The 17,487-nt window shown below is 38.1% G+C and carries 20 protein-coding genes, 2 pseudogenes and 1 riboswitch; of the genes and pseudogenes, 21 read left to right on the forward strand and 1 reads right to left on the reverse strand.

From position 1 onward, the window contains the following. Positions 1–119: 119 nt before the first annotated feature. The 9 genes from MKP09_RS04775 to MKP09_RS04820 all read left to right on the forward strand — a co-directional run bounded on the left by MKP09_RS04775 (position 120) and on the right by MKP09_RS04820 (position 8,461). Entirely contained in the window at positions 120–941 is an 822-nt protein-coding gene (locus tag MKP09_RS04775) for a hypothetical protein (RefSeq protein ID WP_240826660.1), read from the forward strand. Between the two features lie 143 nt (positions 942–1,084). After that, positions 1,085–1,762 carry a YiaD family glycine zipper/OmpA-like lipoprotein gene (locus tag MKP09_RS04785; RefSeq protein WP_394801006.1) on the forward strand — a complete coding sequence of 226 codons (678 nt, stop codon included), beginning with the start codon at positions 1,085–1,087 and terminating at the stop codon, positions 1,760–1,762. A 163-nt stretch (positions 1,763–1,925) separates the two neighbouring features. Continuing rightward, on the forward strand, positions 1,926–2,636 hold the full coding sequence (locus MKP09_RS04790; protein WP_240826661.1) for a porin family protein: 711 nt from the start codon (positions 1,926–1,928) through the stop codon (positions 2,634–2,636). Positions 2,637–2,745: 109 nt separating this feature from the next. Continuing rightward, positions 2,746–2,858, forward strand: a riboswitch (SAM riboswitch). 314 nt (positions 2,859–3,172) lie between these two features. Continuing rightward, positions 3,173–4,483 (forward strand): O-acetylhomoserine aminocarboxypropyltransferase/cysteine synthase family protein, encoded by a 1,311-nt coding sequence (locus tag MKP09_RS04795; protein ID WP_240826662.1) that lies wholly within the window; start codon positions 3,173–3,175, stop codon positions 4,481–4,483. A 51-nt stretch (positions 4,484–4,534) separates the two neighbouring features. Further along, positions 4,535–5,551 (forward strand): homoserine O-acetyltransferase family protein, encoded by a 1,017-nt coding sequence (locus tag MKP09_RS04800; protein ID WP_240826663.1) that lies wholly within the window; start codon positions 4,535–4,537, stop codon positions 5,549–5,551. A 342-nt stretch (positions 5,552–5,893) separates the two neighbouring features. Next, entirely contained in the window at positions 5,894–6,235 is a 342-nt protein-coding gene (locus tag MKP09_RS04805; RefSeq protein ID WP_240826664.1) for a hypothetical protein, read from the forward strand. After that, positions 6,208–7,050: a hypothetical protein gene (locus MKP09_RS04810; protein ID WP_240826665.1), complete on the forward strand. Its 843-nt coding sequence runs from the start codon at positions 6,208–6,210 to the stop codon at positions 7,048–7,050. Before MKP09_RS04805 ends, MKP09_RS04810 begins: the two co-directional genes overlap by 28 nt. Before the next feature lie 179 nt (positions 7,051–7,229). After that, on the forward strand, positions 7,230–7,724 hold the full coding sequence (locus tag MKP09_RS04815; RefSeq protein WP_240826666.1) for a proline dehydrogenase family protein: 495 nt from the start codon (positions 7,230–7,232) through the stop codon (positions 7,722–7,724). After that, positions 7,712–8,461, forward strand: a complete 750-nt coding sequence (locus MKP09_RS04820) for a proline dehydrogenase family protein (protein WP_394801031.1) — start codon at positions 7,712–7,714, stop codon at positions 8,459–8,461. The genes MKP09_RS04815 and MKP09_RS04820 overlap by 13 nt, the downstream gene beginning before the upstream one ends. 194 nt (positions 8,462–8,655) lie before the next feature. On the opposite strand, the gene MKP09_RS04825 is transcribed toward MKP09_RS04820, so the two are convergent. Then, complete coding sequence (locus MKP09_RS04825; RefSeq protein ID WP_240826667.1) at positions 8,656–9,087, reverse strand: DUF6526 family protein; 432 nt, start codon at positions 9,085–9,087, stop codon at positions 8,656–8,658. A 226-nt stretch (positions 9,088–9,313) separates the two neighbouring features. On the opposite strand from MKP09_RS04825, the gene MKP09_RS04830 reads away from it, so the two are divergent. The 12 genes and pseudogenes from MKP09_RS04830 to MKP09_RS04880 all read left to right on the forward strand — a co-directional run bounded on the left by MKP09_RS04830 (position 9,314) and on the right by MKP09_RS04880 (position 17,479). Next, a complete protein-coding gene (locus tag MKP09_RS04830) occupies positions 9,314–10,108 on the forward strand; it encodes a thymidylate synthase (RefSeq protein WP_240826668.1) in 795 nt (264 codons plus the stop codon). Positions 10,109–10,173: 65 nt separating this feature from the next. Beyond that, complete coding sequence (locus MKP09_RS04835; RefSeq protein WP_240826669.1) at positions 10,174–10,665, forward strand: dihydrofolate reductase; 492 nt, start codon at positions 10,174–10,176, stop codon at positions 10,663–10,665. A gap of 72 nt (positions 10,666–10,737) precedes the next feature. Next, on the forward strand, positions 10,738–11,538 hold the full coding sequence (locus MKP09_RS04840; protein WP_240826670.1) for an O-methyltransferase: 801 nt from the start codon (positions 10,738–10,740) through the stop codon (positions 11,536–11,538). A gap of 53 nt (positions 11,539–11,591) precedes the next feature. Beyond that, positions 11,592–12,719: a Re/Si-specific NAD(P)(+) transhydrogenase subunit alpha gene (locus tag MKP09_RS04845; protein WP_240826671.1), complete on the forward strand. Its 1,128-nt coding sequence runs from the start codon at positions 11,592–11,594 to the stop codon at positions 12,717–12,719. A 66-nt stretch (positions 12,720–12,785) separates the two neighbouring features. Continuing rightward, complete coding sequence (locus tag MKP09_RS04850; protein ID WP_240826672.1) at positions 12,786–13,100, forward strand: NAD(P) transhydrogenase subunit alpha part 2; 315 nt, start codon at positions 12,786–12,788, stop codon at positions 13,098–13,100. Between the two features lie 32 nt (positions 13,101–13,132). After that, positions 13,133–13,510, forward strand: a complete 378-nt coding sequence (locus tag MKP09_RS04855) for a four helix bundle protein (RefSeq protein ID WP_240826673.1) — start codon at positions 13,133–13,135, stop codon at positions 13,508–13,510. 76 nt (positions 13,511–13,586) lie between these two features. Further along, positions 13,587–14,017: pseudogene (locus MKP09_RS25445) on the forward strand (NAD(P)(+) transhydrogenase (Re/Si-specific) subunit beta); the annotation flags it as partial. A 56-nt stretch (positions 14,018–14,073) separates the two neighbouring features. Continuing rightward, the gene (locus MKP09_RS25450) at positions 14,074–14,946 is read left to right on the forward strand and encodes an NAD(P)(+) transhydrogenase (Re/Si-specific) subunit beta (protein WP_394801032.1); all 873 of its coding nucleotides are present in this window, start codon (positions 14,074–14,076) and stop codon (positions 14,944–14,946) included. Between the two features lie 166 nt (positions 14,947–15,112). Then, a complete protein-coding gene (locus tag MKP09_RS04865; RefSeq protein WP_240826674.1) occupies positions 15,113–15,997 on the forward strand; it encodes an RsmB/NOP family class I SAM-dependent RNA methyltransferase in 885 nt (294 codons plus the stop codon). A 161-nt stretch (positions 15,998–16,158) separates the two neighbouring features. After that, positions 16,159–16,215: pseudogene (locus tag MKP09_RS28835) on the forward strand (hypothetical protein); the annotation flags it as partial. A 107-nt stretch (positions 16,216–16,322) separates the two neighbouring features. Then, positions 16,323–16,478: a methyltransferase RsmF C-terminal domain-like protein gene (locus tag MKP09_RS28840; RefSeq protein ID WP_490355042.1), complete on the forward strand. Its 156-nt coding sequence runs from the start codon at positions 16,323–16,325 to the stop codon at positions 16,476–16,478. 275 nt (positions 16,479–16,753) lie between these two features. After that, entirely contained in the window at positions 16,754–17,479 is a 726-nt protein-coding gene (locus MKP09_RS04880) for a TonB-dependent receptor plug domain-containing protein (RefSeq protein ID WP_240826677.1), read from the forward strand. Positions 17,480–17,487 lie beyond the last annotated feature (8 nt).

Raw genomic sequence — 17,487 nt, forward strand, 5'->3', positions numbered from 1 at the left:
ATTGAGTTCGGGCCTACGGGTCAAACCGTTTTAATAAAGCCCTTGCTGAAATAATCAGAAAATAAACCAATAAATTTTTGGTTTTGATCTGAACCATTAAAACAGTAAAAAATAAACAAATGAAGAGGAATTTCTTATTGATGGTGGCGCTTTCTATGTCTGTAGCTACTGTATCATTTGCTCAGGTATCAACAACTCCTGAAACACCCACAAATTATAAACCAAAAGCAAAAGATTTGGCACCAATGCCTGGCGAATTAACAGATGAAATGATCTTTCCGGTACTTGGGAAATATGAATACACCGATACGGAAGGAAGTGTTGCACAGGTTACTATTACCCGCGATGCTGAAAACAAAGGTATGGTTTGGGTAAATGGGATGCCGCAAGGTAAGTTTAAGGCAGATTTGAGAATTTCTCCATCTACCTATAAAATTCCGGTGCAAAAAACCTTGCAAAATGATGTTGACAGCGGAGTTGTAGTAGCAGAAACGGAAGAAACTACAGTAGCTTCTAGCACTACAGCTAAATCTGATAGCAGGTACTCTGGAAAATCTTTGAAAGAAGGTACTCTTGTTTTCGATTCTACCAGCAACAAACTATATATAAATGTTGGAAGTAAGTTCGATGAAGAGAATCCTGTAGCTATTTTCCCTGAAATGGCGGTAAGCGATAGTGCTGCTTACGTTACAACTGAAACAGTTGAGGAGTCTTCAGAAGTTGCTACAGTAAAAAAGCTGATAAAAAAGATAAAAAGAAAAAGGATATGGCGAAAGGAACAAATTATGTTCTTACGAAAGTTGTCGAAATGGCTGCTGCGCCGTAGACGCTCAGCAATAGCAAGACATAATATATTAATAATAAAAAGGTTGTCAAACAGGCAACCTTTTTGTTTTGACACAAGTCTATGGTTTATTAAATTTCGTTGGCATATAATTTGATGGCTGCATAACGGATTTTAGTCTGTTAAAATTTTTAGCATTTAGATTCATTTATTATCCTTCAAATTTTAAACAGGAGCTTAAATCTTTTAAAAACCCCGTCCGACCGGAAACCATCCGTTCAGGCATAAAAAACACAAAACATGATCAAAAACTTTAAAACAACATTATTTGCCACTGCATTCGCTGGCTTAACATTAGCAGGGTGCGAGTCAGCTACCAGAACACAAAAAGGTGCAGCTATTGGCACGGGTGGAGGCGCTGCAATTGGAGCAGTTATTGGAAAGGCTGCCGGAAATACAGGGCTGGGTGCTATTATTGGTGCTGCTGTTGGTGGTACTGCCGGTGCAATCATTGGTAAAAAAATGGATAAACAGGCTGAAGAAATCAAGCAGGAAGTACCTGGTGCAAAAGTAGAACGTGTTGAAGAAGGTATTGTGGTAGAATTTAGCAGTGCTGTATTGTTTGGATTTGACCAGGCAAAACTTACAGCCGCGTCTCAATCTACTTTGGATGATTTGATCACTATTCTGAATAAATATCCGGATACAGATGTAGAGATTCAGGGGCATACAGATAACACCGGTACAGAAAAATATAATCAGGCTTTATCAGAAAGAAGAGCTTCTGTTGTGTCAAATTATTTAGGAGATCATGGTATTGGTATACAAAGATTAAGTACGATTGGCTACGGTTTAAGAAATCCTAAGTATTCTAACGAAACAGCTGATGGGCGTGCACAAAACCGTCGTGTGGAATTTTTAATTACCGCGAACGATAAAATGAAAAATGATGCAGCGCAAGAGGCTGGCACAAAATAATTTTACTTTTTTTAAAGTAATTGAACCTTGTATCCGTCTATTATGTTAATTCAATAAATTTTTTAAAATCTTATGAAATAGGCAACAGTTGCTATTCTTCTTCAAGTGAAGTAACTATATACCGAATTCCATTTGACCATTAAATCACTTAAAAAGTAAACAGATGAAAGTAAAACAATTATTATTTGGAGGGTTATTATTTGCTGCTTTTAGCACAGTAGCCATTCAATCGCAAGCACAAGTAGAAATAGGTGTTAGGGCTGGTCTTAACCTTAATAATGTATCTTATAAAGATGGAGGTGGCGATAAATGGGATACTAAAATAAACCCAGGCTTTCATGCGGGCGTAACATTTGATATTCCTGTAGCCGATGAATTTTATGTACAGCCAGGTGCTTTATTCAGCGTTAAAGGGTTTAAAACAACCAGAAGCACTGATTTTTTAGATTATGAAGGTGAAACAAGGTGGAATGCTTCTTATATTGAAGTTCCTATTAACTTCTTATACAAGCCAGAATTAGGTTCTGGAAAACTATTGCTAGGTGCCGGTCCGTATGTAGCTTATGGTATAGGCGGTAAAGCAAAATTTGATGATAATATTTCATGGGAAGGCGGTGGAGCTTCCAATAGCGACGAGGTTAAATTGCAGTTTGTAAATGATTACAATGATGGGGACGATGATAAATATTCTTATGCAAAACCATTTGATGCGGGTGCTAATCTTTTAGTTGGGTATGAGTTCAGTAACAAATTTTCTGCACAGCTAAACGCTCAATTGGGATTAGCTAACATAGAGCCTAAAGATGACGGCGAAAAACCAGATGCCAAATTTAGAAATGTAGGCTTTGGAGTTTCTTTAGGTTACAAATTCTAAAATAATTTAGTATTTCAAAGCCTCGCAAATTTTTGCGGGGCTTTTTTATTTGAAATTACTGTTCTATATTTGCGCCTCATCTATCCACGGATTAGATCGCTCTTTAATATACTTATCAAGAAAGGCAGAGGGTATGGCCCTGTGAAGCCTTGGCAACCTGTTTCTATAAAACGAAGCAAGGTGCCAACTCCAACCCCGATAATAATCGGGGAAAGATAAGCCGGTAGTTTCAGTATCAAAATATTATTTCAAATATGAAGCCCACCTGTTTATCTGGTGGGCTTTTTTGTTGTCTTTTTTTGACGGTGTATAAACGGAGTTATTGAAATATATTTTGGAATAACAGAAAGTACGGATATTTTAGAGAAAATGTTACAGCAACAAACATATACTATCAAACTTAATATTGCGTCAGCAATGTGTTGTTGTATGCGTTGTATGCCTTTCGGGGCATAACATATTTTCTATAGGCTACTAAGCCTTATCCAACCTATTTTATTGTTATTACATTTTACTTCAAGCTTAAAATTTATTTTATGAGCAATACACTGCATTTCGATACTTTACAGCTACATGCGGGTCAGCAACCAGACCCTACAACCGGCAGCCGGGCGTTGCCTGTTTATCAAACCACTTCTTATCAATTTAAGAATGCAGAACATGCTGCAAATCTTTTTGGCCTTCGTGAGTTTGGTAATATTTATACACGTATCATGAATCCAACAACCGATGTGTTTGAACAGCGCATCGCTGCGTTGGAAGGCGGAGTGGCAGCCGTTGCTACTTCTTCTGGAATGGCCGCACAGTTTTTAGCCATCACTAATATTCTTGAAGCTGGCGACAATTTCGTAAGTACTTCATTTGTTTATGGTGGTACTTATAATCAGTTTAAAGTTTCTTTTAAAAGATTGGGTATAGAAGCAAGATTTGCCGAAGGCGATAATGTGGAAAGTTTCCGATCAAAAATAGATGCTAAAACAAAAGCTATTTATCTGGAAACAATTGGCAATCCTAAGTTGAATATTCCTGATTTTGAAAAGTTCGCTGCATTAGCAAAAGAATTTGATATTCCATTGATCGTTGACAATACTTTTGGCGCTGGTGGTTATTTGTTTAAACCGCTTCAGAATGGAGCCAATATTGTGGTGAACTCTGCTACCAAATGGATCGGCGGACATGGAACCAGCATTGGTGGAGTTGTAATAGATGGCGGAAATTATAATTGGGGTAACGGCAAATTCCCTCAGTTCACCGAACCTTCAGAAGGATACCACGGATTGAAGTTTTGGGATGTTTTTGGTGAAGGCAATCCGCTGGGCTTACCCAATATTGCATTTGCGATAAGAGCGCGTGTGGAAGGTTTGCGCGATTTTGGTCCGGCTATAAGTCCATTTAATTCATTCCTGTTGCTGCAAGGTATTGAAACGTTATCGCTGCGTGTGCAACGTACGGTTGATAATGCTTTGGCATTAGCCAAATGGTTAGAGGCACATGATAAAGTTGAGTTTGTATGGTATCCGGGTTTGGAAAGCAACGAATATCATGCTTTAGCGAAAAAATATTTGAGCAATGGTTTTGGCGGTGTGTTGCAATTTGGTATTAAAGGCGGCGTTGAAAATGGTAAAAATTTTATTAATTCTTTGAAGCTGATCAGCCATTTGGCTAATGTGGGCGATGCTAAAACACTTGCCATTCATCCTGCATCTACTACGCATGAACAATTAGGTGAGGAAGAAAGAAAAGGCGCTGGTGTATTGGATAATCTGATACGCATTAGTGCAGGTATTGAACACATTGATGATCTTAAGGCGGATTTTGAACAGGCTTTTACCACAGTTTTTGGATAAAAATAAACCAAACTGTCTTTGTACCATTGTGCAAAGACAGTTTCTATAAATATGAATCAAGAGGTTTTTAGTTACACGCAACCATTTATTTTAGAGAGCGGATCGGTTTTAAATAATCTTCATCTGGCATATACTACATATGGAGCGTTGAATGCAGATAAGGACAATGTAGTTTGGATATTTCATGCTTTAACTGCTAATAGTTGCCCGCATGAGTGGTGGCCGGAAATGCTTGGGGAAGGAAGAATATTTGACCCTTCAAAACATTTTATTATTTGTGTAAATATGCCGGGCAGTTGTTATGGAAGCATTAATCCGTTAGATGTTAACCCGACAACAGGAAGTTCTTATTATCATGACTTTCCATTTTTCACTATCAGGGATATGGTACATGCTTACCGGCTTTTGCAGGCAGCATTAGGCATTAACAAAATAAAAATAGGAATAGGCGGCAGCACGGGCGGCCAACAGTTGATGGAATGGGCGGTACAGGATCCGGATCTGTTTGAATATATTTTTCCGATCGCAACCAATGCCGTGCATTCGCCGTGGGGAAAGGCTTTTAATGCTACACAAAGGCAAGCAATTGAAGCAGATGCAACCTGGAAAAATAAAATGGTAGATGCGGGAAAGAAAGGTTTGGAAGTAGCAAGAAGTATTGCGTTGTTATCTTATAGAACAGATCTGGCTTATAATAAAACACAGTCGGAGGTAGATGACGATTTAATTGAAGGATTTAAAAGTGAAAGTTATCAGCGTTACCAGGGATCGAAATTATCGGCACGCTTTAATGCTTTTAGTTACTACGCTTTGACCAAAAGTATGGATTCGCACAACTTGGGAAGAGGGCGTGGCGGCGTGGTACAAGCGCTTAATAGTATTAAGGCAAAAACATTGGCGTTAAGTATGGAAGGCGATATTTTGTTTCCACCATACGAACAGGAATTTATAGCAAGTAATATTCCTAATGCACATGTAAAACTTATTTTGTCTGACTACGGACATGATGGTTTTTTACTGGAGTTTAAACAATTGACAGAAACGATTGGGGAGTTTTTAGGAAGATGACAGATGACGGTTGATGGTTGACGGGTTGACTCGGTCTGACGGTCTCCGTCTGACCGATTGGTAGCGAAGAAGTAAAAAGCATGTTGTTTTTGCTGTCATCTGTCAACTATTATCTGTGAACTAAAAAGATCATTCATGTACCACAGCACAAGCGAGCGTGGCAAGACAGTTGAGCTATATTCAAAAGCCGGGACAATAAAAAAAGTGATAATAAAAATTAGAAATATAAATGAGCAAGCATAGGCAATTAGTAATAGGAATGTTTGGATTTGGGGTAGTGGGAGAAGGTTTGTATAAAGTATTAAAACAAACACCGTCTTTAAGTGCTACAATCAAAAAAGTATGTATCAAAAATCCGCAGAAAAAAGGAACGCACCGGCGGAGTTATTTACAACTGACAGGGATGAATTGCTGGAGGATAAAGATATCAACGTGATCGTTGAAGTGATTGATGATGCCAATGCAGCTTTTGAGATTGTGAAAACGGCGCTGAACAATAAAAAAGAAGTGGTAAGCTCTAGCAAGAAAATGGTGGCGGAACATTTGCAAGAGTTGCTGGATATGCAACAAAAAACCGGAAGGTCTTTTTGTATGAATCGTCGGCGTGTGCATCTATTCCGGCAATCAGAAATCTGGAAGAATATTATGACAATGATTTGTTGCATAGCATCAGGGCGATTGTAAATGGAAGTACGAATTTTATTCTTACCAAAATGTTTGACGAAAATCTCGGCTTTAAAGAAGCGTTATTATTAGCGCAGCAATTGGGTTTTGCTGAAAGCAATCCAACATTGGATGTGGAAGGTTTTGATGCATTGAACAAATGGACCATATTTTTATGCCATGCCTACGGAATTGTAACCACGCCCGACCAGATTTTATTTACCGGAATTCAAAACATACATAAATCGGATGCTTTGGTAGCAAAAGCCCGCGGCCAGCAGATACGCCTTGTGGCGCAAGCTAAAAAGTTGGTAGATGGTGGCGTTGCGGCTTTTGTATTGCCACAGTTTGTACTTGCGGATAATCCTTTGTCATTTGTCAAAAATGAATATAACGGCGTTGTTATTGAAAGTGGTTTTGCTGATCAGCAGTTTTTTTATGGTAAAGGCGCTGGGAGTTTTCCAACGGCATCAGCAGTGTTAAGTGATCTTTCGGCATTGCGTTATGGATATAAATACGAATATAAAAAGTTGTACCATCACGAGCCTAACCAACTAAATGATGATATTTATTTACGTGTATATGTGAGTTTCACAGACGTTAAAAATATCCCCACAGAGGATTTTGAATGGATAGAACAATGGCATGCGCAGGAAGACAGGAAATATCTTTCAGGAGTTATTGCCTTGAAGAAGCTGAAAACAACTATTTGGTGGAAGGAAAATGGAACTTCATTGATTCTGGAGCCTGATCCCATCATCGAAAATATAGAAGTAAGAAAGTTGAAGAAAAAAGCTTGGAATTGGCTGGATTATTGTAGGATTAATCTTATATAAGATATATAAATGGTTTCGTGAAAGTCGCGCTTCGGTGCGGCTTTCACTTTATCCGGGTGTTTGTAAAATCAAAAATGCAGCTATTTAACGGGTGAAATAAATGTATCACTTAACTGCTCAATCGTTTGTGCAACAATCTGTATTCAAAATATACCACTTCCTATTATTTTTGCATGCGTATGAACGTACCCGAAATATCATTCAATAATACAGAATTTGCTTTCCAGCATAAATCGGACAAGGAACTTAAAAGCGCTAAAACATTGTTTAGCCTGATGGGAAATCCTTTGTTGGTTAAAATAGGCACGAGAGTAACACCTTGGGCTATAAAGGCTAAGCTGCCAGTAAAGCGATTGATAAGAAATACGATTTTTAAACAATTTGCAGGTGGCGAAACTTTGGAGCAAACAGCCGATGTGGCAAGAGTTTTAGGAAAATATAAGGTAGATGTAATATTGGATTATGGTGTAGAAGGAGGTGAAGGCGGTGATGCAGCATATGATCAGGCCGCTTCAGAATTTATAAAAGTGATCGACTACGCTGCAACGCAACCCAATATTCCGTTTATGAGCGTAAAGGTAACGGGACTGACAAGGTTTTCGTTACTTGAGAAGCTGGATCAGATAATGCACAAAAGGCAGGGATCTTTAATAAAAAATACCTGGGTGCTTTAGATGAGCTTACACCCAAAGAAAGAGAAGAATGGCATAAAGTAAGACTCAGGATGATGCGCGTGTGCGAGAAGGCTGCGGAAAAAAATATCGGCATGCTCGTAGATGCGGAGGAAACATGGATACAGGATCCTGTCGATGCTTTGGTAATGTTGATGATGGATTCTTTTAATAAAGAAAATCCTATTATTTATAATACGATTCAGCATTACAGGCATGATCGGCTTATGTTTTTAAAAGACTGTATTGATGCTGCGAAAGAGCGGAATTTTATATTAGGAGTCAAATTGGTTAGAGGCGCTTATATGGAGAAAGAAAGAAAACGTGCTGAAGAAGAAGGTTATGCGTCTCCCATTCAACCCGATAAAATTAGTAGCGACCGCGATTTTGACGCGGGAGTAGCTTTGTGCATCACCAATTTAGATCGTGTCGGGTTATTAGTAGCATCGCATAATGAACATAGCAATATGCTGGCAGTAGAAAAATTGCAGCAAAATAATATTCCATTCAATCATCCTCATGTCAACTTTAGCCAGTTATATGGCATGAGCGATAATATTACTTTTAACCTGGCAAAGGCGGGTTGCAATGTGAGTAAATACCTGCCTTTCGGGCCTATTGAGGATGTAATTCCTTATCTGATGCGCCGTGCACAAGAAAATACTTCTGTAAAAGGCCAGACAGGTAGAGAATTAGGATTAATCGAAAAGGAGCTTAAGCGAAGGCGGGTGGCGGGTTGAAGAGTTTACAAGTTAACAAGTACGGTTCTCAAATAATGGCGTTATTTTTTTGAACCAGGCTGAAGAATATATGGCAGCGATATTGCGTCGCACTCTTGTACTCCACAATATGATTCAACAGTGCACGACTTACGATGTCTGACGCAAGACTCATGATAATTTCGTACATCCTCTACTTCTGACATCTTACATGTTTAAACCCGCATGTGATCGGGTTTCCAGTTAACGATGCTTTCTTTAATAGCTTGTGGAGATAAATTTTCCTTTGCTGCCCTTATTGCTAAAGGTACCAATTCTTCATCGGAAGCAAAACGAAGCGCTGCAATTTGTTCAAAAGAAAGTTTCTCTTCCAAAGGCTCAAAGTCCTTTCCTGTAAGCATGGAGTATTTATGTCTCATTTCAAGCCTTACCAATCTATTTTGTAAAGTAAGCGCATAATGTTGGCGCATCATGAAAGCCAGCCATATAATAACTATTAAGAGAACGGTTATAAAAAACCAGATGGTTCCTTCATCTTTAGCAGCTTTATATCCTGCGATAAATGTTAGAACGGCTGTTAATGGATAAAATACAAAATGATGCGGTGCATAATATCTTACATGATTTTTGTTGTTCTGAACTTGCATCTTTAAAATTTCTTTTTTGAATAATCAATTGCGCTGCAACTATTGTGTGATTTTTAGTGGTTTATACCAATGCCGCTAACGCGGGATAAAGATAATACCTGTCATTTTAATAAAAAGTTAACCAGTAAATGATAAAGCAAGTTTCCGGCCAGTATTAGTAACTGACAGGTTTCTCACATTTGTTGCAGGCATTTATTTATGCAACGATTATTATCTATCTTGCATTATGCAACAATATTTAGACCTCCTTCAACATATTTTAGACAACGGCACACAAAAAACAGATCGTACCGGCACCGGCACCATCAGCACTTTCGGTTATCAGCTACGTTTCGATCTGCAAAAGGGATTTCCCCTGGTTACAACTAAGAAAGTGCATGTCAAAAGTATTATTCATGAGTTGCTTTGGTTTTTAAAAGGGGAGACCAATATTTCCTATCTCAAAGAAAATGGTGTGAGTATCTGGAACGAGTGGGCAGATGAAGATGGGGAATTAGGGCCTGTTTACGGAAAGCAATGGCGCAGCTGGGAAGGTAAAGATGGTAAAGTGATCGATCAGATCAGTGATTTGATTAATCAAATAAAAAAGACACCCGATAGCCGCCGCCTTATTGTTAGTGCATGGAATGTGGGTGAATTGCCTGAAATGGCTTTAATGCCTTGCCATACTTTATTTCAGTTTTATGTAGCTGATGGTAAACTAAGTTGCCAGTTATATCAGCGTAGCGCTGATGTATTTTTAGGAGTACCTTTCAACATTGCATCTTATGCGTTACTTACGTTGATGGTGGCCCAGGTTTGTGATTTACAACCGGGTGATTTTGTACATACTTTTGGTGACGTACATATTTACAATAATCATTTGGAGCAAGTTAATCTTCAATTGAGCCGCGAACCGCTTCCATTGCCGGTAATGAAAATCAATCCTGAAATAAAAGATATTTTTAGTTTTAAGTATGACGATTTTAAACTTGAAAATTATCAAAGTCACCCGTCGATTAAAGCACCGGTAGCGGTTTAAGAAATTAGTACTTAGAGTTTAGTATTTAGAACTTTAAATTTAACATTCAATATTTTACATTTCCTATGATTATATCTTTAGTAGTTGCGGCCTCGAATAATAACATTATTGGTAAAGACAACGGGCTTGTCTGGAATTTACCGGAAGACATGAAGCATTTTAAAAATGTAACCTGGGGTATGCCTGTTGTGATGGGGCGCAAAACATTTGAGAGTTTCAAGCGGCCTTTGCAGGGTAGAAAAAATATTGTATTGAGTAGCCAAAAGGGATTAAAAATTGATGGTGCAATTGTATTAAACAGCACTAAAGATGTAGAGTTTATGGTTAAAGAAGCTGATGTAAAAGAGTTAATGGTAATAGGCGGCGGCGAGATTTATAAAATGTATTTTCCAAAAGCCAAAAGAATTTATCTGACCCGTGTGGATACTGTAATTGAAGGTGATACTGCCTTTCCGGTGATTGAAGAAAAAGAATGGAAACTGATAAGTAGCATCACAAACAATGCTGACGAGAAGCATGCTTTTAATTATACGTATGAATTGTGGGAAAGAAAATGAGAAAAGAGAGGCCGGCTGCTGGTTACAAGTTGCCGGTTGTATGTCTCCTGAAACTTGAAACCTGAAACCGATATGTCTTACTCTCCATTACAAGCCGCCGCTAAGTATTTTAAATACTATGTTCATGCAGCCAACAGCAAAGGCCACGGTATGCATTCGCCTTTTGTATATGAGTTCATAACAAAAGTGATGAACGATTTTACTAAATATGATGATTACGCCAAGGTAGAAACATTGCGTAAGGAATTATTGAATGATACAACGGAATTAACCATAGAAGATATGGGTGCTGGATCGGCCGTGACAGCTTCTGACAAAAGAACTGTGGCCTCAATTGCCAAAAATGCCGCAAAGCCTAAAAAATTTGGGCAGTTATTGTATAGAATGATAAAGTTTTATCAGCCTCAAACCGTGCTGGAATTAGGAACATCGCTGGGCGTAACCACAAGTTATCTGGCACTTGCAAACCCTTCTGCAAAAATTATTACTATGGAAGGTGCGCCGGCTATAATTAATAAAGCGTCAGACAATTTCAAGAAATTAGACCTGCAAAATATTGAAATAGTAAGTGGCAATTTTGATAACACATTATCAGAAGTCTTACAAAATAATTCAAAAATTGATTTTGCTTTTATTGATGGCAATCATCGCCAGGAGCCTACCGAAAGATATTTTGAACAATTACTGCCACATATACATAACGAAACATTGTTAATTTTTGACGACATTCATTGGAGCAAAGAAATGGAAACTGCCTGGAAAAATATTCTAAGTCACGAAGCTGTTTCCTGCGATATCGATTTATTTTATATCGGAATCGTAAGTTTCAGAAAAGAGTTTAAAGAAAAACAAAGTTTTAGCGTAAGGGTTTAATGGGTTTCAATATCTTTAGGATATAATCTATCCTTTACGAAAAACCAACCCTTATGACGATCGGCGTTTTAAAAGAACCGGATTTTGAGACCAGGGTTTCTTTACTGGCAGAAGTGGCGGCTTTGCTAATAAAGCAAACTGTCAATATACAAATTGAAGATGGGGCAGGTGAGCAGGCATTTTGCACCAATGCCGACTATGAAAAAGCAGGAGCTATAATAAAAACCAGGGCAGAAGTTATTGAGCAATCAGATATTCTTTTGTCCATCCATCCGTTATCAAAATCAGAAATCGTAAATCTCAAATCGGAAATCCTAATAGGCGTTTATCAACCATTGAATAATCAAAGCCTGATACAGGCTTATGCGGCACAAGGCATTACTACTTTTTCTTTAGACATGTTGCCGCGCACAACTCGCGCTCAGTCGATGGATGTGTTAAGTTCTCAGGCAAATATTGCCGGTTATAAATCTGTATTAACTGCTGCAAATGCTTACAGTCGCTATTTCCCCATGTTTATGACGGCAGCTGGAAGTGTAGCACCTGCCAAGGTTTTAGTGCTTGGTGCTGGTGTTGCTGGTTTACAGGCTGTTGCTACAGCAAAAAGATTAGGTGCCGTTGTGGAAGTGTTTGATACACGTCCTGCTGTTAAAGAAGAAGTGCAAAGCCTCGGCGCAAAATTTGTTGAAGTAGAAGGTGCTGCGGATGCCAGTACAGCTGGAGGTTATGCTGTAGAGCAAACAGATGAGTACAAGCAAAAGCAACAGCAGAAAATTGCTGAAACTATTGCTAAATCAGACATTGTAATTACCACTGCGCAAATACCAGGTAAAAAAGCGCCCATACTTATTTCAGAAGAAATGATGCAGCGTATGCGCAAAGGTGCTGTGATAGTGGATTTGGCGGCATCGACAGGTGGCAACACACCTCTTACAAAAAACAACGAAACGGTTTTTCAAAATGGTATTACTATAATAGGTAATTCAAATTTGCAAAGCACTATGCCTTCTGATGCGAGTAAATTGTATGGAAAAAATATATTCAACTTTCTTCAACTCATCATTAATAAAGAAAACGAATTACAACTTAACTGGGAAGATGAATTGGTGAAAGGTGCGTGTATTACGCATCAGAGAAGAATCGTAAATGAACGGGTTAGGGCGATAGACAATAGACAATAGGCGAGACAATAAACAATAGGCAATTCATCATTCATTATTTAGTATTCATAATTTAATATTTGAAATATGTTAGAATGGATCACCGCAAATCAGCAAATCATCTACATTGTAATACTGATGATCTTTGTCGGAATAGAAATAATAGGCCGCGTACCAAGTGTATTACACACGCCATTGATGAGCGGCGCAAATGCTATACATGGTGTAGTAATTATTGGTGCCATCATAGTTATGGGGCAAGCAGAATCTGATAACTATCTCGCATTGACATTGGGTTTTATTGCCGTTATTGTTGGTACATTAAATGTTGTAGGCGGATTTGTAGTGACTGACAGAATGTTAGAAATGTTTAAGTCAAAAAGAAGAAATACTAAAAATTAAATTCTAATATCTAATTACCAAAAGTTATCAATTTGGCGGACGGGAAAATATATAACCTTGAAGAACGATCGGAGAAATTTTCTCTTACTGTAAGGGACTTTTGTGTAAATGTGAAGAAGGATGTTATTAATATTGAATACATAAAACAACTTATAAGAGCCGCGGATTCAGTAGGTGCTAATTATATTGAGGTCAATGACAATGTTGGAGCGAAGGATGCTGCTATGAAATTTAAAATTTGTAAAAGAGAGGCGAAGGAATCTAGATATTGGTTACGACATATTTTAAGTTACGGAAATTTGGATTTAGAAGCAACTAGGTGTGGCCTTTTGAAGGAAGCCGAAGAATTGATGTTAATTTTTTGCAGCTATTCTCCGAAAACGTGGAGGCGGTTAGAAATTAGAATTTAATATTAGAATTTTATACATGCATTTACTCACACTTACTTATCTGATCGCATCTGTAACATTTATCCTTGGATTAAAAATGTTGTCCAACCCCGCCAAAGCCAGAGCTGGTAACCTTTTGGCGGCTTTTGGAATGGGACTTGCTATTATCGGTACTATTTTTTTATATCAGGATGAAGAAGGAAATAAATTAGGAAATTATGTATGGATTTTTGGCGGCATAGCCATTGGCGCTGTTATTGGTTTGGTGTCAGCAAAAAAGTAAAGATGACAGCCATGCCGGAGATGGTAAGCATATTTAATGGCATGGGCGGTTTGTGTGCTGCATTGATTAGTATTGTTGAATTTGATCATCTTAAAACAAATGCTGTATTTGTTGGTGAAAGTGGCATTGGTGTTGCTATACCTATCGGCACTTATATCATTATTTTGCTGGGCTTAATTATTGGCTCTGTTTCGTTTTCAGGCAGCATAGTAGCCTGGGGTAAATTAAATGGAAAGTTTAAAGACTTTTCATTTCCCGGACAGCAAATAATCAATATACTTATTCTTGTTTCAATAATTGGATTGTCTGTTTTTCTGATGTTTTCACTTGCGGAACATGCGTATGTTTTTTATATCATTTTTTTCTTTCCATTTTGTATGGATTGCTGTTTGTCTTTCCCATTGGCGGCGCAGATATGCCGGTTGTTATTTCATTGCTCAACTCTTTCACAGGTGTGGCCGCGGCCTGCGGCGGATTTTTGTATGACAACAAAGTAATGCTTACAGGCGGAATACTTGTTGGCGCAGCAGGCACTTTACTTACTGTTCTTATGTGTAAAGCAATGAACCGCTCTTTGGCTAATGTATTAATTGGTTCATTTGGCGGATCGAAAACAGGATCAGCGATTATAGGGGAGCAGGGCTCTTATAAAGAGATTAGCTTGAACGATGCAGCAGTTGTAATGAGTTACGCTAATAAAGTAATGATTGTTCCCGGATATGGCCTTGCTGTGGCGCAAGCACAGCATGCATGCCATGAACTTGAAAAATTATTAGAAAGCAAAGGTGTAGATGTAAAGTATGCTATCCATCCTGTTGCTGGACGTATGCCCGGCCACATGAATGTTTTGCTGGCGGAGTCTGATGTGCCGTATGAAAAACTGTTAGAGATGGAGCTGGCTAATAATGAGTTTGCTACAACTGACGTTGTCTTAATTTTAGGTGCTAATGATGTTGTAAACCCTGCTGCTAAATCAGATTCTGCTTCTCCTATATACGGTATGCCTGTTTTAGATGTAGAGCTTGCAAAAACAGTTATTGTCAATAAACGTAGTATGAAGCCGGGCTATGCAGGTATTGAAAATGATTTATTTTTTCGACCTAAAACATCTATGCTTTTTGGTGATGCTAAAAAAGTTTTGCAGGATTTGGTTGGTGCAATAAAAGCGTTATAATCATTTGGCAAGTAGGAAAAGAGCAAGTGGCAAGTGGGAAATGTCTATGCAGGAGTTGTAAATTACGGTGTGCGAATGGTACGCTTTAAACCAACAATAGCAATCTGAAAACCTGCAACCTACCCGCTACTTGCTATTTCCCACTTGCGTTCCTTATTTTTGCCCTGTGCAATTACCTTTATCTTTAATAAATTCCTTAACCGATATTGAAGGTTTTAATGAAGATGCTTTTGTTGATGTTCATCAATCGGGCAGACAGATTACATCCCTTCGGCGCAATCCTCATAAGATAAGGAAAGACAGTCTGGACAGCCATTTCAAAGATGTTTTAGATCAACCTGTTACATGGTCCCAGTATGGTCATTACCTTTCACAACGCCCTTCTTTTACATTCGATCCGTTGTTTCATGCTGGTTGTTATTACGTGCAGGAAGCCAGCAGTATGTTTTTGGAACAGGCATTAAAACAAACGGTTGATCTTTCAAAACCGTTAAAGGTTTTAGATCTTTGTGCTGCTCCCGGAGGTAAATCAACACATTTACAATCGCTCATTTCTAACGATAGTTTATTAGTAAGTAATGAAGTGATAAGGCAGCGTGTAAATATTCTAAAAGATAACATTATAAAATGGGGGAGTAGTAATGTAGTTGTAACCAGCAACGACGCCAAAGATTTTTCAAAGCTGAAAGGTTATTTTGATGTTATTGTGGTTGATGCGCCTTGTAGCGGAAGTGGCTTGTTTAGAAAAGATGGGAATGCCATAAATGAATGGAGTGAAAATAATGTAATGCTCTGTAATCAGCGACAGCAAAGGATTTTAGCCGATGTGATGCCAGCGCTTAAAGAAGATGGTGTATTAATTTATTCCACTTGCTCTTATTCAAAAGATGAAAACGAAGACATAACGAACTGGCTGGCCAATGAATTTCAAATTGCAAATCTCAAATTAGAAATCAAACCTGATTGGAATATAACGGAAGTGAAAACCTTTTCAAACCATTATGGTTACCGCTTTTGGCCGCATCTAACAAAGGGCGAAGGCTTTTTTTGACTGCTTTTCAAAATAAAAATGCTGATGTTTATAAAAATAGACATCGTGTTGCCACCAGATCTTCAACTAAGCAATTAGCCTCTGTTGTTGAAAAATGGGCTAAAATAGATGGCCATGAATTAATACAGGTTAATGACAAAGTATATGCATGGCCTTCTATTTTGTTCAACGAATTTGACTTATTGCTTCAACATTTACGTGTCATTTATTCTGGCGTTTTATTGGGCGAAATGGCTCATAAAAAATTCATTCCTGATCATGCTTTAGCAATGAGTTTAATGGTTTCTGAAGAAGTCAAAAAAATGAATTATCTCTTTCAGACGCAATTGCTTATTTACAGAAAAACACACTATCCGCAAGTGTTTCAGGGCAAGGCTGGCAGTTGGCTACCAATGAATATTTCTCTTTAGGATGGATGAATGCTCTGCCTAATAGAATCAACAATTACTACCCAAAAGAACTGCGCATTTTAAAAAATTAATTTTAACATTTAGTCTCCACCAAATGCATCTTTTAGTAAAGGGTCATACCAAATCGTGAAAATTTGCGCATACGGTTGCGCGTTCTTTTACCAAAATTTCATCTATACATTTACAGTGTTACCGGATATTGATAGTAATAATTTAAGGGTTATCAAGATGGGTTAATATACTGCTATGATTGATTAATAATTTGCATGCCCCTTAAGAAGATGTTAAAGATATTTGGATTTCAAAGTTTAACAATTGCCGCAGACTAAACTAAAATTTTAACTTGATGAGACTAGTTAATGCCCTCTGTTCGTTACGGATTTTTATTTTTCAATTGATATTACTGTGCCTCTCAGTTGTTGCCACAGCCCAGGAAATAGATACAACAACCTCACCCGAAGAGGATACATTGTTAAGTGCTGCAACGAATGGTGTTTCCCTTGTTAAGATGGCAGAAAAATTCAGTGGATCGACAATCAACGAGGTTCCCCTGCAATATGTTCAACGCCAACCCTTCATTTCTGTACAGCAAATGCTAAAAGGTAATGCAGCAGGTGTATATGTTCAGGAAACAAGTGGTGAACCTGGTACTGAGCAAAATATTTTTATTCGTGGTATCTCTACACCGTTGTTAAGTAAGCGAGAGCTATTCGATCAGCAACCTACAATTTATGTAAATGGAATTCCGTTGACGCAAGACAATCCATTTGCGTACGAAATTCAGAAGTACGACTTTAATCGCATTGGCCCTGCTACAAACTTGTTAGCTGCATATAACCAGGACAATATAGAGTCTATTGAAGTTATTAAAGACCCTGTTACACTGGCTTCTTTAGGATCAATGGCGGCAAACGGAGCGATATGGATCACTACAAAAAATGCAAAATCAGGATTCAGAGAAATTAGCATTAATTCCTATTTTGGATATGCTGCCAAACTCAGGTTTACGCAACCAATGCGGCTTATGAAGATGGTTTCAGACAGCCTTTTTATAACAAATATGGAACTATAAATGATCGT

Origin of the sequence: Paraniabella ginsengisoli, from assembly GCF_022513635.1 — a bacterium.
GTDB classification, from domain to species: domain Bacteria; phylum Bacteroidota; class Bacteroidia; order Chitinophagales; family Chitinophagaceae; genus Niabella; species Niabella ginsengisoli.

Bases quoted from the DNA above. Each gene is read 5' to 3' on its own strand.
- MKP09_RS04775 (WP_240826660.1), top strand. From the start codon at position 120: ATGAAGAGGAATTTCTTATTGATGGTGGCGCTTTCTATGTCTGTAGCT.
- MKP09_RS04785 (WP_394801006.1), top strand. From the start codon at position 1,085: ATGATCAAAAACTTTAAAACAACATTATTTGCCACTGCATTCGCTGGC.
- MKP09_RS04790 (WP_240826661.1), top strand. From the start codon at position 1,926: ATGAAAGTAAAACAATTATTATTTGGAGGGTTATTATTTGCTGCTTTT.
- MKP09_RS04795 (WP_240826662.1), top strand. From the start codon at position 3,173: ATGAGCAATACACTGCATTTCGATACTTTACAGCTACATGCGGGTCAG.
- MKP09_RS04800 (WP_240826663.1), top strand. From the start codon at position 4,535: ATGAATCAAGAGGTTTTTAGTTACACGCAACCATTTATTTTAGAGAGC.
- MKP09_RS04805 (WP_240826664.1), top strand. From the start codon at position 5,894: ATGTATCAAAAATCCGCAGAAAAAAGGAACGCACCGGCGGAGTTATTT.
- MKP09_RS04815 (WP_240826666.1), top strand. From the start codon at position 7,230: ATGAACGTACCCGAAATATCATTCAATAATACAGAATTTGCTTTCCAG.
- MKP09_RS04825 (WP_240826667.1), bottom strand. From the start codon at position 9,087: ATGCAAGTTCAGAACAACAAAAATCATGTAAGATATTATGCACCGCAT.
- MKP09_RS04830 (WP_240826668.1), top strand. From the start codon at position 9,314: ATGCAACAATATTTAGACCTCCTTCAACATATTTTAGACAACGGCACA.
- MKP09_RS04835 (WP_240826669.1), top strand. From the start codon at position 10,174: ATGATTATATCTTTAGTAGTTGCGGCCTCGAATAATAACATTATTGGT.
- MKP09_RS04840 (WP_240826670.1), top strand. From the start codon at position 10,738: ATGTCTTACTCTCCATTACAAGCCGCCGCTAAGTATTTTAAATACTAT.
- MKP09_RS04845 (WP_240826671.1), top strand. From the start codon at position 11,592: ATGACGATCGGCGTTTTAAAAGAACCGGATTTTGAGACCAGGGTTTCT.
- MKP09_RS04850 (WP_240826672.1), top strand. From the start codon at position 12,786: ATGTTAGAATGGATCACCGCAAATCAGCAAATCATCTACATTGTAATA.
- MKP09_RS04880 (WP_240826677.1), top strand. From the start codon at position 16,754: ATGAGACTAGTTAATGCCCTCTGTTCGTTACGGATTTTTATTTTTCAA.